Below are 14406 nucleotides of genomic sequence, written 5' to 3'. Positions count from 1 at the left end.
CAATTTGACCAGCCAGCAACAAGCACCCGCAAGCGGTACCGGCCGCTGGCTGTTAGTTTTGATCCTTACCGCGATCCTGTCGCAAACCACGTTAAACCTCGTTCGACCCGTCACCACCTACAAATTATTGACCCTGAATGCGGGCTCGGTGATGGTGGGTATCACCACCGCCGTCTATGCGATCCTTCCCCTGGCGGTCGCCCTTTGGTTAGGGCGGATCAGTTCCCGGGTCCGACAGATCCGCTACCTCATGCTGTGGGGCATTTTGCTCATTGTCTTGGGCTCGGCACTGATCGGGGGGGCTCCCACGATTCCGCTCGTCGCGGCCGGAAGCGCGGTGTTGGGGCTAGGGCACCTGGTGTTCACCATCGGCGGGCAATCTTCGATAGCAAGGTTCTTTCCCGATAACCAGCTCGATAAGGCCTTTGGGTGGTTTACCGCCGCATTCGCCGTCGGTCAGGTCATCGGGCCACTCGTGGCCGGCGGTATTCTGGGCGCTAGCACGCAGGTTGCGGTCTCCGAGCGGGCCGCGGACGTGAATCTCTCGTTGTGGATCGGTGCCGCGGCATCCGCCTTGGCCATCCCCCTGCTCATGCCGAATCTGCAGCCGCGACGCATCGGCAAACCGCAAAAGGTTACCGCCAGTGCCGCCCCCGAAGCCAAGCAGGCATCCGTGGGCGCAATTCTGCGCACCCCGGGAGTTGCCTCACATATGTTCGCGGGGCTGGCGCTGCTATCCATGATCGATATTCTCACCGCCTTCCTCCCCCTGGTGGCCGAACACTATGGGGTTGCACCGGCCGCGGTAGGCGTTTTGCTGGCGGTACGTGGCGCGGCCTCGGTCATCTCACGCATGTTCCTGCCCTGGTTCTCCCGTCATCTCAACCGGTCGCGACTGGTCCTTGGAAGCCTGTACGGGACCGGACTGAGCTTCATTCTGGTCCCGCTACTTCTGGAACACCTACTTCTGGCATCCGCGATCCTGTTCATCGGCGGTTTCCTCATGGGTTTGGGTCAACCGCTGACCATGAGCATGGTCTCCACCGCGGTAGCGTTTCAGGACAGAGGTACGGCGCTGGCAGTCCGGCTCATGGGCAACCGAGTAGGTCAGGTCCTCATTCCGGTGGCCGCCAGTAGCGCGGCGGTCCTCGTGGGACCCGGCGGTGCCATCTGGTTTTGTTGTGCGCTGTTATGCGTGTCGGGGATCGAAAAATCCCTTCGATCGAGGCGTGAGCTTTAGCACGCTGGCACCTAGCGGTTGACAGTCGGGCGCTGAGGAAGAAAACTGGACTCTGGTGCCGAACCGCTGGTAACCCCGGGCTCCAACCATTAGCCGCCTAGAGCGGCCTTCCGCCGAGAGGCGTTCCCGGTTCGGCACCATCACCGCGGCTGTTCACCTTCACGTCGTACACTATTCACAGTCAGCCCTTTAGCCGATACTTCCAAGTTGAACGGTGCACCGTAGATCGTGAAATTTCAGCTCTTTCCCTCTGCATCACGCGGGTTGGACCAACTGCGTGAACTCGCCGCATTGATCCACGACGCCGTGCAACTTGCTGCAGAAATGGTCGGGAACACCGAGGAACGCGAAAGCCTTGTTCGCGGCCTATCCGACACGGAAACCAAGGCCTCGGATCTGCATCACGCGATTCTGACCAAGCTGCGAACCAACTACCTCTCGCCGCTACCGCGCGAGGACATCTTCACCTTTGCCCGGCTGCTCCATGAGGTCACCGAAATTCTGCGGGGAGCCGGCGAGCTGATTAATTCTTTGGGCTCCACACCCCTGTCCCCCCGGGCCTCGGAGCAGTTGGAACTGGTGAGCCAGCTCGGCGAACTAGCCAGCGGGTCGCTGGGCCGCCTCAAACACCTGGATGACCTCGAAGATAACTGGCTGCAAATGGTGCATCTTTCCAAACGCATGTCGCGCACGCATCTGGCGTGGAGTGTAGAGATCTCCAAGTTCTCCAAAGCCTCGACCATGCACCGCCACCAGTTAGTGGCCGATCAGATTTTTAGTTCATGTACCGTCATGCGCCAATTCGCCGACCACTTGGGTCGTGTACTGGTCAAGGAGTCGTAAAGGGACATGACCCTGCATACGATTCTGGCTGTCCTCGCGCTAATCCTTGCTCTGGGTTACACCTGGCTTAACGGTTTTCGCGATGCATCCACGGCCGTGGCTGCCGCGGTACGCACCAAGGCGCTGACCCCGGGGATCGCTGTCGGGGTGGCAGCCATTTTTGCTTTTCTCGGCACCCTCGTGAGCACCAGCCTCGGCTCCTTTTTGATCAGCCGGCTGGACCTCAGCCTCGGTTCCGGGGTGCCGGGGTTGATGGTTTTGGTGTGTGGAATCCTCACCGCCACCGGCTGGGGGTTGTTCTGCTGGTGGCGTGGGATGCCCGTTTCATCCACCCAGGGGCTGCTATCTGGCATTGCCGGCGCCACCGGTGCCGCCGCCTTGCTCGGTAACCGGTCGATGAGCAACCCGCTAGATATTCTCACCGGTGGCGTGATCTTGCCGATGATCATCACCCCGATCGTGGCGTATACGATCTCCTATCTGTTGGTATACCCGGTCATCTGGCTGATCCGCCATCACACTGCTAGCAAGGTCAACGCCACCTCTAGGGCCGGGCAGGCCTTGGGTGCCTGCGCCGTGGCGTTGGGCCTGGGGATCCAAGACGGACAGCGTTCCGGGGCAATGCTCACCTTGGTGCTGCTCACCGCCCATTACATCGATTCGCCGGAAACCACGTGGCAGATCCAGCTACTTGCCGCGACGATGCTGGCTTTGGGGGTTTGCTGTGGCGGGTGGCGTATCGCGCACACCTTGCAACACCGGCTAGTGAAATTTGATCCACTGCGCGGTATGGTCGCCCAAGGTGTAGCCGCCGGACTGTTGTACGGCGGCGCACTGCTCCTGCACCTGCCTATGTCCACGAATCAGGCGGTCAGTAGCGCGATTGTCGGCGCGGGCGCGAACCAGCCTTATGAGACGGTTTCGTGGCGCAATGTGCAACGCGTGGTTCGGCATTGGCTGGCCACCCCGCTGATTTGTGTCCCGGGCGGTATCATTCTGACCCTGGCGGCCTATCCGCTGACTTTGCTCTGATCTTTCGCTGGCACTTGGCTAGTTGTTGCTCTCGGTGGTGAACATATCCTCGATGCGGCATCCAAAAACGGCCACAATTTTGAAGGCCAGCGGCAAGGACGGGTCATACCGGCCTTTTTCAATCGAGATCACCGTCTGTCGAGAGACCCCCAGAAGATCTGCCAGCGCCTGCTGGGATAGGCCTCGCTCACGCCGGTAGTCGGGCAGCGTATTGCGCATCGGCTTACCCTTGCTCCCGACTCAACATCCGATACCGGAGCGCAAAATCCGCCGTCACCAGGATAATCACGGCAACAAGAGTGAGCCCAATATTCGCCTCAATAGGCGCAAAGGTGAAAATCACCCCGCCAATCCCGAGAACCAGCAATAGGTCGGTAAACGTGGCCGAGGCAGCCTTGTCATACCAATGGTTTTCCACCGTATCTTCAGCGTTTTCCACCGTGTCCCGCAACGAGGTCACATCAACGAAGCAAACCCAGGCGAGTGTGCTGGTGACGGGCCAAACCATACAGGCGAACAATATCGAGCCGAGCACTTGCGTCGTGGAAGCCACCAACCAGCCGAAGAGTGCACCCGCCGCGGCCGCAAGAAGTGCCCCGCAGAGCATGCTGAGCATAAGTAGCGCGCCGGTTCCTCCGCCGAAGCGGGCGCGTCCCCAACGGGTGCGTTGGGCGGTAGCAGCGGTCATCAGTAGCATCCTTTCCATCGACGGGATGCCAAACTTACTTTTCTGACAAGGATGCTTTACAGTCAAGGTTATTTTACATAGCTTTAAAAACCAATGGCTCGCCTTGTGGGCGAGCCATTAGTCTGATCCCCTCCAGGATCCCCCGGAAGACCCCCTTCCGGACCGCTTATCACCGGCCCTAACCGGTGATAAGCGAATTCTTTATTCTTCGCTTATCCGAAGCGTCCCGAGACGTAGTCTTCGGTGGCCTTTTCTGCTGGGTTGGAGAAAATGGTGGTGGTGTCGTTGTACTCAATCAGCTTGCCTGGCTTACCGGTACCGGCAATGTTGAAGAAAGCGGTCTTATCGCTGACGCGAGCGGCCTGCTGCATATTGTGGGTCACGATCACCACGGTGTACTCGCTCTTCAGCTCGTTGATTAGATCCTCGATCGCCAAGGTGGAGATCGGGTCCAACGCTGAGCACGGTTCGTCCATCAGGATCACGTCCGGTTTCACCGCAATGGTCCGCGCGATGCACAGGCGCTGCTGCTGACCACCGGAAAGACCGGAGCCTGGCTTATCTAGTCGATCCTTGACTTCGTTCCAGAGGTTCGCACCGCGCAGCGAGCTTTCCACCAGCGCGTCGGCGTCGGAGCGGGAAATCTTCTTGCCGTTGAGCTTGACCCCGGCCAGCACATTGTCCTTGATGGACATGGTGGGGAACGGGTTCGGGCGCTGGAAGACCATACCGATCTGGCTGCGCACGTTCACCGGGTCAACCCCTGGCTCGTAAAGATTGTCGCCGTCCAGCAACACTTCGCCCTCAACACGACCGCCGGGAATGACCTCGTGCATACGGTTCAGGGTGCGCAGGAAGGTCGACTTGCCACAGCCCGAAGGGCCGATGAAGGCGGTAACCGACTTTGCAGCGATATTGATGTTTACGCCTTCAACGGCGAGGAACTTTGAGTAGTAAACGTTTAGGTCTTTAACGTCGATGCGCTTTGACATGATGTGGGTCCTTTGAAATCTATTGTGGGCGAAGGATTCCGGAGCCTAGGTGGCTCAACGGCCCTTCTTCGGGGCGAAGATCGAAGCGACAAGACGAGCGGCCAGGTTCAGCGCCATCACCATCAGGATCAGCAGCAGAGCCGCGGCCCAGGCGCGCTGGATGGACGGATCAATGTTCGTCGGACTCGTCGGAGTCAGGATCTGGTAGTAAATGAAGGTCGGTAGCGTGGACATCCAGTTCGCGAAGGCGTTCAGGTTGATATTGCTAGCGATACCCGCGGTGACCAGAATCGGAGCGGTTTCACCGATCACTCGGGCAATAGCCAAGGTGACACCGGAGGCGATACCGGAAATCGCGGTGGGGATGACCACCTTCAAGATGGTGCGCCAGCGGCGCACACCCAGCGCATAGGAAGCTTCACGAAGCTCGTTCGGCACGATCTTGAGCATTTCCTCGGTGGATCGCACCACGGTTGGAATCATCAGCACACTCAGTGCGACCGCTGCGACAATACCCATACGGGCGTTCGGCCCGAGGATGATGCCGAAGAAGGCTGCGGCGAACAGACCGGCGACGATCGAAGGGATACCGGTCATCACGTCGACGAAGAAGGTGATTGCCTTGGCCAATGGCCCACCCTTGGAGTATTCCACCAGGTAGATGGCGGTGAGCATACCCACCGGCACCGAGATTACGGTGGCCCAAAGGGTGATCAGCAAGGTCCCCATCAGTGCGTGGTAGGCGCCACCAAGCACTGGGGTGCCGTCGGCTACGCTCTGGTTATCGACCGCGCCGGTGACCCCGTTCATGGAGCTGGTCAAAAAGTGCATGCTCATCCCCGGCAGACCCTTTTCCAGCACGGTGTAGATCACCGAGGCTAGCGGGATCAGCGCCAGGATAAAGGCACCGTAGACCAGGTAGAGAGCCAGCGCGTTCTTTCCGCGACGCTTACCTTCGACCACCATGGTGGTCACGGTGGCACCGATGACAAACAGCAGGGCCGCGTAGATGGCGAAGCTTGCCAGGGCGAAGCCGGTGAGGGTGGACAGTGCCGCACCGAGGATGATGGCGGCAACGGCCACGGTGGGGATAGCCCAGCGCGGTAGCTTGCCTTTGGAGAGCGTGTTACGGCGACGAGGCGCTAACGAGCTGTCCTGTTCGTGGTTTGTTTTAGTCAGGCTCATCAGTTCGCTCCCGAGAATTCCTTGTGGCGGGCGATGATGGCCCGGGCGATCATGTTGACGATCAGGGTGATCACGAACAGTACCAAACCGGCGGCAATCAGTTCAGCCAAGCGCAGACCGAAGGCTTCAGGGAAGTTCAGTGCGATCTCCGCGGCGATGGTCTGGTTACCGGACTGGATCAGTGATGGGATCAAGCCACCGGTGGAAAGCACCAGGGCCACAGCCATGGTTTCACCCAGGGCACGGCCCAGGCCGAGCATCACCGCGGAGATGATGCCGGGGCGGGCGAAAGGAATTACTGCGGTGGTGATCATTTCCCAGCGGGTAGCACCTAGTGCCAGCGCGGCTTCTTCGTGCAGCTTAGGGGTCTGCAAGAAGATTTCGCGGCTGAGCGAGGTGATGATCGGCAGCACCATCACGGCCAGCACAATACCGGCGGTGAGCATGGTCTTACCGGTCTGGCTGGCTGGTCCGCCGAAGATCGGGATGAATCCCAGGTTCTCGGCCAGCCACTCGTAGACCGGCACCAGCGCGGGGGCTAGAACCAGGTAACCCCAGGCACCGTAGATCACCGATGGGATCGCGGCAAGCAGGTCGATCACGTAGCCCAGGGGGCCGGCGACCTTGCGCGGTGCATAGTGGGAGATGAACAAGGCTACGGCGATACCGACCGGGGTGGCGATCAGGAGCGCGATCACCGCGGCGATCACGGTACCGATAACGATTGGGAAGATGTAGCCAAAGAAGCCCTCACCGCCAGAAATGTCCGCGGGATCCGCGGCAAAGGTCGGTAGGGCTTGGATGAAGAGGAAGACTGCGACCGCAAACAGGGTCAACAAGATCAGGATGCCGGCCGCTAGCGCTGCACCGGAGAAGATCTTGTCACCGGCGCGTCCGGCGGACGGTCCGCTGCTCTTCAGAGCATTGGTAGTCATGGCAGATGCCTTCTACTGGGGGTCATGGTCGGAGGTGACCGACACTTTTGGGGTGGAGGAGGGGGTGAAGTGCGGACCGTTTCACGGCCCGCACTTCGGGTCAATCTCTAAGTTTACTCGGCAACGGTGATCGAGTTGATGGCGGCGCTAGCCTGCTCTGCAATCGCCGGACTGATTGGGGCATTTCCGGCCGATTCCTGAGCAACGCTCTGGCCCTCTTCTGAGACTACATAATTACCGAAGGCCTTGACCAGATCAACGGTAGCCTGATCCTCATAGCTGGAGCAGTAGATGTGGTAGGAAACCAGCACGATGGGGTAGGTTCCGGCTTCGGTGGTGTCGCGAGCCAAGTCCAGTGCCATATCGGTGTCGGCGCGACCCTCAACCGGGGTTGCTGCTTCGAGGGCCTTAGCGGCAGCATCGGCCGAGATCTCGGTGTATTCCTCGCCAACCTTGACGTTCACGGTGGACAGGTCACCGACGGCGGAGAAGTCAGCGTAGGTGATCGAACCGTTGGTGGAGGTGGTGGTGGAAACCACACCGGAGGTGCCCTTGGCGTTCTCGGCCTGAATGTCGCTTGGCCAGTCGCCGGAGACGTCGTAGGTCCAGACGTCGCCAGCGGCGGCCTTCAGGTACTCGACAAAGTTCTCGGTGGTGCCGGACTCATCGTTGCGGTGCACTACGGTGATGGCCGAATCTGGCAGCTCAACATCTGGGTTCTGGCTGGCGATAGCCTCATCATTCCACTGGGTGATTTCCAGCTTGAAGATCTTGGCGATGGTCGCGGCATCCAGGTTCAGCGACTCCACACCTTCGAGGTTGAAGGCGATGGCGATTGGCGAAACATAAGCCGGAATGTCAAAGGCACCGTCTGGGCCACAAACCTGCTTGGACTCTTCGATCTCTTCTTCACTCAGGTAAGCGTCCGAACCAGCGAACTGTGCGCCACCGGCCAGGAAGGCCTTGCGGCCAGCGCCGGAACCATCTGGGGAGTACTGCACCATAGCGTCGGCGTTGGCGGCCGAGAAGCCGTTGGTCCAGGCGTCCATGGCCGAGTTCTGGCTGGATGCGCCGGCGCCGGTCAGCGTACCGGAAACTCCGCTTGCGCTTGCCTGGGTTTCAGCTGGGGCCGACGAAGCGGCACCGGTCGGATTGTCCGAACCGCAGGCGGTCAGCGCGATCGCTGCGACCGAAAGGATGGCAGCTGCGCTACCGAAGCGTTGGAACTTCACGATGGTCTCCCCCATATCAGGAATGTTTAGAGCGTGTGGATGACAGCCATAGTGGCTTGGTGTCTGATTTGAGCCTAAGGAGGGCAGGTAACGAGATTCCCCGGCGAAAGTGAACGCAAGGTAAACAACGGCGCGAAACGCCGTGAAGTCAGTCACAGATTTGTGACGGCGGTTTTGAACTGTGCCGCGAACTCCATGTAAAACTGGGAATTATGGCCAGTGCAGCGAAGTTCAAACGCGCACGTCAATTTGTGCGCCAGCGGAATAAGGTGGGGTTCACCCGTGCCCGAAACTCGCTGCCGCGCATCATTCGAATGACCATTGCCGCCATCGGCGCCTATTGGGTGGCCGAAGTCCTTTTCGGGCACACCCAACCGATCTTTGCGGCCACCAGCGCGTTGATCGCCTCCGGTTTCGGGGCTTCCACCACCATGCGCAAGGTGTTGGAGGTGGCGCTGGGCTGCACCCTCGGGGTCGCCTTAGGCGACTTTTTGATGCAATGGTGGGGCCGTGGCTTGTGGCAGGCTGCCGCCGTGATGTCGTTGAGTCTGTTGGTGGCCCGTTACCTGAATTCCGGGCCGATCTTCTCCACCCAGCTAGGGATGCAGTCCGCGCTGGTGGTGCTGATGCCATTGTCCGTTGATGGGCCCTTCTCCCGTTCCCTTGACGCGGTGCTGGGAGCCAGTCTGGCGATCCTGCTGATGGCCTTACTTCCCACCGATTCGCGGCGTACCCCGGTCACCGCGCTCAACGATCTGCTGCGCGAACTGGGCGAGGTACTTTTGGAATGCTCTTGGGCGGTACGCGATGATGACCACCGGTCGGCCTTCCATGCTCTGGTCAAGGCGCGCGCCACGCAACGGCATATGGACAAGCTGCCGCAAGCCTTTTCCACCGCCTTAGAGGTCTCCACCTTCGCGCCAACCCAGCGGCGGCACAGACACGAGATTCGACGGCTGGCCCAACGTCAAGAGAAATTCGATCTGGCCGCGCGAAACCTGCGAGTATTCGTGCGGCGGCTGGCCGCGGTGCTCAGTCAGAGTGCGCTGGCGCCCGAGGGGGCCGAGCAGATCTCCGCGCTGTTACGCGAACTCTCCGAGGCGGTCAATACGCTGGCGCATTCGGTACGCGAACCCACCGTGGCCGGGCAACGCAAATACGAACGGCTGGCTCGCCGCCAATTAGAGGACTGCGCCGGCCAATTAGACCCCCGCCAAATGGGTATCGCCGGGATGCAGGGTGAAGGTCTAGTGCTACTGCTGCGTCCGTTACTCGTCGATCTCCTAGAGGCGGCCGGAAATGATCACGATGAAGCAGTTGCCCCACTGCCGCGACTGATGAACTGAACCGACGGCCCGCGGGCTGCCAGCCCGGATCTGTCGGCGCAGGTAGCTAGGATTAATCCATGAGTAAGACCTCCCGTACCAAAACTGCCAGCAATTTCCGCTGTTCCGAATGCGGCTGGACCACCGCCAAATGGGTGGGCCGCTGCGGCGAATGTCAGGCCTGGGGCAGCGTGGAGGAAGTCGGCGTGGTTTCCGCACGCACCGTCCCGGCGGCACGGGTAGCGAATCCCGCCCAACCAATCGCCGAGATCGATGCTTCTCAAGCGGCTTTTCGCTCCAGCGGTGTTTCCGAATTGGACCGGGTATTGGGTGGCGGTCTGGTGCCCGCTGCGGCCATACTGTTGGCCGGTGAGCCCGGGGTGGGTAAATCTACGCTACTACTTGATGTGGCCGCGAAGGCTGCCCGCAGTGGCTTGCGGGTGCTCTATCTGACCGGTGAGGAATCAGCTCCGCAGGTGAAGTCTCGCGCCGAACGAATTAATGCGGTGGCCGATTCACTGTACTTGGCCGCGGAAACGGATCTTGCTCTCGCGCTCGGGCAAATCTCCGAAATTGATCCGCAGTTATTGATTTTGGACTCGGTGCAGACCTTCTCCAGCGCCGAGGTGGACGGTGCCTCCGGTGGTGTATCTCAGGTCCGCGAGGTGGCAGCCGCAATTATTAATGCTGCGAAAACCCGGGCCATGACCACCATTATGGTTGGACATGTCACCAAGGAAGGTTCGGTCGCTGGTCCCCGCCTACTCGAACACCTCGTGGATGTGGTGTGCCAGTTCGACGGTGAGAAACACTCCCGGTTACGGTTACTACGCGCATTGAAGAACCGTTATGGTCCCACCGATGAAGTGGGTTGCTTCGATTTGACCGAAGACGGTATCGAATCGCTCACCGATCCCTCTCGGCTGTTCATCACACGCACTAAGCACCCGGTCCCAGGAACGTGTATCACGGTGACACTGGAAGGTCGCCGACCACTGGTCGCCGAAGTTCAATCCTTGTTATCACGCACCGCGGGACCGGCGCCCCGCCGCGCCGTGAGCGGGCTCGACGCTTCTCGCACACAAATGGTGTTGGCCGTGTTGCAGGCTCGCGCCCGGATGGATCTATCCGGGATGGATTCCTACTTGGCCACAGTGGGTGGGGTCAAACTCTCCGAGCCAGCCGCCGACTTAGCCTGCACGCTAGCACTGGCCTCTTCGATGCATGATTTCCCACTACCGCAAGATTTCGTGGCATTCGGCGAGGTGGGGCTGGCCGGTGAGGTTCGCCAGGTACCAGAGATCTCCCGTCGCGTTACTGAGGCGGCAAGACTGGGCTTTTCCTTCGCGATGGTTCCGGCCACCCCACAACCTTTGAAGAACATTCCTGCGGGCATCCGGGTTTTTCAGGTCGAGTCGATTGCCGAGGCGCTGGATCTGGCCTTCACTCAGCGGCAGAAGCCGACGGGATAAGATAGAGCAATCGCTTGCCCTGAAAGGAATAGTCGGTGCAACTACATCCCTCAGCAGAACTCTTGGCCACTTTGGCTCGCATTGCTCCGGGTACCGAACTGGCCGAGGGGCTGGAACGGATTCAACGCGGACGTACTGGCGCGCTGATCGTCTTGGGCCATGATGAGGTCGTTGAGTCCATCTGTTCCGGCGGCTTCGGGATTGACATCGCGTTCTCCCCCACGCGGCTAAGGGAACTCGCCAAAATGGACGGGGCAATCATTTGTGATGAGTCTGGCCAGCAAATCCTGCAGGCCGGGGTGCAGTTGATGCCCGACGCGAAAATCCAAACTGCGGAGTCCGGCACCCGACACCGCACCGCCGAACGGGTGGCGGTACAAACCGGTTTTCCGGTCGTTGCGGTGTCCGCTTCGATGCAGACCATCACGCTCTATGCCGCCGGCGAGCGCCACGTGCTGGAAACTAGTGAGCGGCTTCTGGTCCGGGGGAATCAGGCCATTGCCACCTTGGAACGCTACCGGCACCGGTTGGATCAGGTGACCAGCGCGCTAACCGCGGCGGAGATTGAAGACGCGGCCACCGTCCGCGAGGTTTTGGCAGTCCTGCAGCGCACCGAAATGGTTCGCCGTACCAGCGAGGATATTTCCCGCCATGTTCTTGAACTCGGCGCCGACGGGCGGTTGTTAGCTGCACAGCATGCCGAGCTCTTGGCTGGTATCAAAACCGATAACCAGTTGGTGCTCCGTGACTACCCGGCGTTGGCCGGGGCGGAGCAAGATCCCCAGGCGGCGCTAAACCGTCTTGAACTTATCCCGGACGCCCTGCTCATTGAACTTGATGCACTGCTCAAGGTGTTGGCTCCGCACGGCGGAGTGGGCCTCGATGATCCGCTGACCCCCCGCGGGTTCAGGATGCTTTCGATGATCCGGACTTTGCCAAGAGCCATTGGCGAACGCCTCGTAGAAAATTTCAACGACCTGCAACTTTTGATGGCCGCATCCACTAATGAATTGATGGATGTTGAAGGGATCGGTGAGCAACGGGCGCGATCAATCCGCGAGGGGTTAGCTCGGATGGCTGAGTCCTCGTTGCTGGACCGATATCTGTAGCGCGCTACTCTAGGTTGAAGGAGCTGGGCTCGGATTCAACCTCTCCCAGAACTGCGGTGAAACGGTAGGTTCCAGGTCGTGGCTGCACATTGACCGGTTTACATCCGGGAGCAGAACGCTCACGTGTCCAGGTGAACCGGGCTTCTTCCTGCTGTCCAGGTTTAAAATCTAGGAGTACTTCTTCACCTTCGGCCGCACAGTCGGAAGTAGAGAAAATCCGGTCCGATCCACTCATAACGCGGAACTCTTGCTCGGTGGTTCCGACGTTGACTTTGCACTCCGCCTCGGATGTATTCTTGATCTGCATGATCAGCACCGGGCTCTTGTCCGCCGTATAGGAATTCTGATCTGTGCTGGCGGTAACTTCGATTTGATCGGGGTTACAGATTCCGTCCGGTTGTTCGTTTACCGTTGCCGATGGGGCTGGCAGCGTCTGTTGCACTTCTTCACGATCTGGTGCCGACCCATTCTCGGGTTCCGAGCTCAGCGCTCCAATCGCCGCATAGATTCCCCAACCCAGCAGACCTATCACTAGCAGTGCGATAACCGCAACAGTAATCCGCCGGCGTCGATAGACGCTAGCTGGTAGTCGGCCGGACGGTGAATTGCTCATGGCATAAGGCTAGTTCATTCCCCGTTACTTCCCGTTGATTTCACGGTAATTATCACCCCTGTGGTGGCTCGACATACAGTGGTCAGGTGCAGCAAATCCATCACCTGATCAACCAGTGGTATCAAACTAACGCCCGGCAACTGCCGTGGCGTGAGCCCCACGTCTCGGGTTGGGCGGTGTTGGTCAGTGAATTCATGTTGCAGCAGACCCCCGTAGTTCGTGTCCTTCCGGTGTGGACCGAGTGGATGGAACGCTGGCCGCGACCACAAGATCTGGCGGCGGAACCGGTTTCTGAGGCTATTAAAGCCTGGGGACGTCTTGGTTACCCACGCCGTGCGGTGCGGTTACACGCGGCTGCCGTAGAAATCACCACCGAGTACAACGGCGAGGTCCCGACCAGTGAACAACAGCTCTTGGCGTTGCCCGGGGTTGGTGACTATACCGCCGCGGCCGTCGCTTGCTTCGCCTTCGGGCAACCCACTGTGGTGGTAGATACCAATATTCGGCGGGTTCATGCCCGGCTCTTTGGAGGCGCAGCGCTACCGGAGCCCAATCCGCGAGCCAGCGAGTTCGTCCGTGCGCGTCAGGTTCAGCCCGAAGATTTAGCCACCGCGGTGACCTGGAATATTTCCGTGATGGAGTTGGGTGCCTTGGTTTGTACCGCACGTAGCCCCAAATGCGAGCAGTGCCCGGTGTTTGAGCACTGTGCGTGGATTGCGGCTGGGCAACCGCCTCCACATTACAAGCCCAAGGGACAGGCTTGGCAGGGAACTGACCGGCAGGTGCGTGGGGCGATGATGGCCATTCTGCGTGACACCGATGGGTTACTTGCGCCTAGCGCTTTCTTGAGCGACCTAGCCACCCAACAAGAACCCATCTTTATCGGTTTACAGTCTTTGGACTCCCCGCTGGAGCAACGCGAACGTGCCCTTGCCGGTCTCTTAGCCGATGGGCTCGCGACAGAAGAATCCGACGGCATTCGGCTACCAAGCTAGTCAGTGGAAACCCAGTCGCTTCCGAAGGGTCCGGGCGCGCTGACGGGTGGTGGGTCGTCAGCGGTTTTTAGAAGTTGAGGATCATGCGAGTGTTACCCAGCGTATTGGGTTTGACTCTTGCCAGGTCGAGGAACTCTGCCACACCTTCATCACGTGAATGCAGCAACTCGGCATAAACTTCCGGATCCACTGCACTTTGATCTGCCATCACGCTGAAGCCGTTGCGTTCAAAGAACTCAACCTCGAAGGTCAAACAGAAAATTCGTTTAACTCCTAGGTCTTGGCCACGGCGGATCAACTCTCTGATGAGTGCTTTACCCACTCCCTTGCCCAACCATTGCGGGGCTGTGGCAAGAGTTCGCACCTCGGCGATGTCTTCCCAGATCACGTGGAGACCACCGCAGCCGATCAAGTTCCCGGCAGAGTCCTCGGCGACAACGAACTCTTGGATGGATTCGTAGTAGGTCACTGCTTCCTTATCCAACAGAATTCGCTGTTCGGCAAGTGGCCGGACAAGATCACGAATGCCATGAACGTCGCTGGTGCGGGCTGGGCGAACGATAAAAGAACTCACCTTCCGATCCTATGCCTCCGCAGTGCAGCAATAGACCACTTTGAAGCGGTATTTCTGCATAAAGCTTAGATCCGTTGCTAACACCCTCCCCGTCACGGACGATGACGCATAATGTTGCTCTCGTCCGACTCACGGTCGCTGCGCGGTTTCTTTACCCGTCGTCAGGCTCAT

At 59.5% G+C, this 14406-nt stretch carries 15 protein-coding genes; 7 read left to right on the top strand and 8 right to left on the bottom strand.

What is annotated here, in order from left to right; translation table 11 throughout:
* Window positions 1-4 precede the first annotated feature (4 nt).
* The 3 genes from ACQQZ8_RS00580 (at window position 5) to ACQQZ8_RS00570 (ending at window position 3115) form a co-directional block, all read left to right on the top strand.
* Window positions 5-1240 (top strand): MFS transporter, encoded by a 1236-nt coding sequence (locus ACQQZ8_RS00580; RefSeq protein ID WP_431710824.1) that lies wholly within the window; start codon window positions 5-7, stop codon window positions 1238-1240.
* A 228-nt stretch (window positions 1241-1468) separates the two neighbouring features.
* The gene (locus ACQQZ8_RS00575) at window positions 1469-2083 is read left to right on the top strand and encodes a hypothetical protein (protein ID WP_431710823.1); all 615 of its coding nucleotides are present in this window, start codon (window positions 1469-1471) and stop codon (window positions 2081-2083) included.
* A 6-nt stretch (window positions 2084-2089) separates the two neighbouring features.
* Window positions 2090-3115, top strand: coding sequence for an inorganic phosphate transporter (locus tag ACQQZ8_RS00570; protein WP_431710822.1), 1026 nt, complete (start codon window positions 2090-2092; stop codon window positions 3113-3115).
* Between the two features lie 18 nt (window positions 3116-3133).
* Here ACQQZ8_RS00570 and ACQQZ8_RS00565 read toward each other — a convergent pair whose 3' ends face one another.
* The 6 genes from ACQQZ8_RS00565 to pstS all read right to left on the bottom strand — a co-directional run bounded on the left by ACQQZ8_RS00565 (window position 3134) and on the right by pstS (window position 8147).
* Window positions 3134-3334, bottom strand: a complete 201-nt coding sequence (locus ACQQZ8_RS00565) for a helix-turn-helix transcriptional regulator (protein ID WP_431710821.1) — start codon at window positions 3332-3334, stop codon at window positions 3134-3136.
* 4 nt (window positions 3335-3338) lie between these two features.
* Window positions 3339-3803: a hypothetical protein gene (locus ACQQZ8_RS00560; protein ID WP_431710820.1), complete on the bottom strand. Its 465-nt coding sequence runs from the start codon at window positions 3801-3803 to the stop codon at window positions 3339-3341.
* A 212-nt stretch (window positions 3804-4015) separates the two neighbouring features.
* Window positions 4016-4795: a phosphate ABC transporter ATP-binding protein PstB gene (pstB, locus tag ACQQZ8_RS00555; protein ID WP_431710819.1), complete on the bottom strand. Its 780-nt coding sequence runs from the start codon at window positions 4793-4795 to the stop codon at window positions 4016-4018.
* A 54-nt stretch (window positions 4796-4849) separates the two neighbouring features.
* Window positions 4850-5980 carry a phosphate ABC transporter permease PstA gene (gene pstA, locus ACQQZ8_RS00550; RefSeq protein ID WP_431710818.1) on the bottom strand — a complete coding sequence of 377 codons (1131 nt, stop codon included), beginning with the start codon at window positions 5978-5980 and terminating at the stop codon, window positions 4850-4852.
* Window positions 5980-6915, bottom strand: coding sequence for a phosphate ABC transporter permease subunit PstC (pstC, locus tag ACQQZ8_RS00545; protein WP_431710817.1), 936 nt, complete (start codon window positions 6913-6915; stop codon window positions 5980-5982). The genes pstA and pstC overlap by 1 nt, the downstream gene beginning before the upstream one ends.
* A gap of 113 nt (window positions 6916-7028) precedes the next feature.
* Window positions 7029-8147, bottom strand: a complete 1119-nt coding sequence (gene pstS, locus ACQQZ8_RS00540) for a phosphate ABC transporter substrate-binding protein PstS (protein ID WP_431712099.1) — start codon at window positions 8145-8147, stop codon at window positions 7029-7031.
* A 212-nt stretch (window positions 8148-8359) separates the two neighbouring features.
* On the opposite strand from pstS, the gene ACQQZ8_RS00535 reads away from it, so the two are divergent.
* The 3 genes from ACQQZ8_RS00535 to disA are packed head-to-tail and all read left to right on the top strand — an operon-like array spanning window position 8360 to window position 12053.
* Window positions 8360-9493 carry an FUSC family protein gene (locus ACQQZ8_RS00535; RefSeq protein ID WP_431710816.1) on the top strand — a complete coding sequence of 378 codons (1134 nt, stop codon included), beginning with the start codon at window positions 8360-8362 and terminating at the stop codon, window positions 9491-9493.
* A gap of 59 nt (window positions 9494-9552) precedes the next feature.
* Window positions 9553-10944 carry a DNA repair protein RadA gene (radA, locus tag ACQQZ8_RS00530; protein ID WP_431710815.1) on the top strand — a complete coding sequence of 464 codons (1392 nt, stop codon included), beginning with the start codon at window positions 9553-9555 and terminating at the stop codon, window positions 10942-10944.
* Between the two features lie 35 nt (window positions 10945-10979).
* Complete coding sequence (gene disA, locus ACQQZ8_RS00525) at window positions 10980-12053, top strand: DNA integrity scanning diadenylate cyclase DisA (RefSeq protein WP_431710814.1); 1074 nt, start codon at window positions 10980-10982, stop codon at window positions 12051-12053.
* A gap of 4 nt (window positions 12054-12057) precedes the next feature.
* Here the strand turns inward: disA and ACQQZ8_RS00520 are convergent, their stop codons facing one another.
* Window positions 12058-12666 carry a hypothetical protein gene (locus ACQQZ8_RS00520; protein WP_431710813.1) on the bottom strand — a complete coding sequence of 203 codons (609 nt, stop codon included), beginning with the start codon at window positions 12664-12666 and terminating at the stop codon, window positions 12058-12060.
* A gap of 86 nt (window positions 12667-12752) precedes the next feature.
* On the opposite strand from ACQQZ8_RS00520, the gene ACQQZ8_RS00515 reads away from it, so the two are divergent.
* A complete protein-coding gene (locus ACQQZ8_RS00515) occupies window positions 12753-13661 on the top strand; it encodes an A/G-specific adenine glycosylase (RefSeq protein ID WP_431710812.1) in 909 nt (302 codons plus the stop codon).
* A gap of 67 nt (window positions 13662-13728) precedes the next feature.
* On the opposite strand, the gene ACQQZ8_RS00510 is transcribed toward ACQQZ8_RS00515, so the two are convergent.
* Entirely contained in the window at window positions 13729-14235 is a 507-nt protein-coding gene (locus ACQQZ8_RS00510; RefSeq protein WP_431710811.1) for an amino-acid N-acetyltransferase, read from the bottom strand.
* Window positions 14236-14406 lie beyond the last annotated feature (171 nt).

The sequence above is a fragment of the Glutamicibacter uratoxydans genome, from assembly GCF_050753455.1.
Lineage (GTDB): Bacteria > Actinomycetota > Actinomycetes > Actinomycetales > Micrococcaceae > Glutamicibacter > Glutamicibacter uratoxydans_A.
The sequence above is the reverse complement of the archived record's forward strand: the minus strand, read 5'-3'. Positions and strand labels throughout refer to the sequence as shown.

What these genes read in the sequence shown, in the direction of transcription:
- ACQQZ8_RS00570 (WP_431710822.1), top strand. Translation starts at nt 2,090, where the DNA reads ATGACCCTGCATACGATTCTGGCTGTCCTCGCGCTAATCCTTGCTCTG.
- ACQQZ8_RS00565 (WP_431710821.1), bottom strand. Translation starts at nt 3,334, where the DNA reads ATGCGCAATACGCTGCCCGACTACCGGCGTGAGCGAGGCCTATCCCAG.
- ACQQZ8_RS00560 (WP_431710820.1), bottom strand. Translation starts at nt 3,803, where the DNA reads ATGACCGCTGCTACCGCCCAACGCACCCGTTGGGGACGCGCCCGCTTC.
- pstB (WP_431710819.1), bottom strand. Translation starts at nt 4,795, where the DNA reads ATGTCAAAGCGCATCGACGTTAAAGACCTAAACGTTTACTACTCAAAG.
- pstA (WP_431710818.1), bottom strand. Translation starts at nt 5,980, where the DNA reads ATGAGCCTGACTAAAACAAACCACGAACAGGACAGCTCGTTAGCGCCT.
- pstC (WP_431710817.1), bottom strand. Translation starts at nt 6,915, where the DNA reads ATGACTACCAATGCTCTGAAGAGCAGCGGACCGTCCGCCGGACGCGCC.
- ACQQZ8_RS00535 (WP_431710816.1), top strand. Translation starts at nt 8,360, where the DNA reads ATGGCCAGTGCAGCGAAGTTCAAACGCGCACGTCAATTTGTGCGCCAG.
- radA (WP_431710815.1), top strand. Translation starts at nt 9,553, where the DNA reads ATGAGTAAGACCTCCCGTACCAAAACTGCCAGCAATTTCCGCTGTTCC.
- ACQQZ8_RS00520 (WP_431710813.1), bottom strand. Translation starts at nt 12,666, where the DNA reads ATGAGCAATTCACCGTCCGGCCGACTACCAGCTAGCGTCTATCGACGC.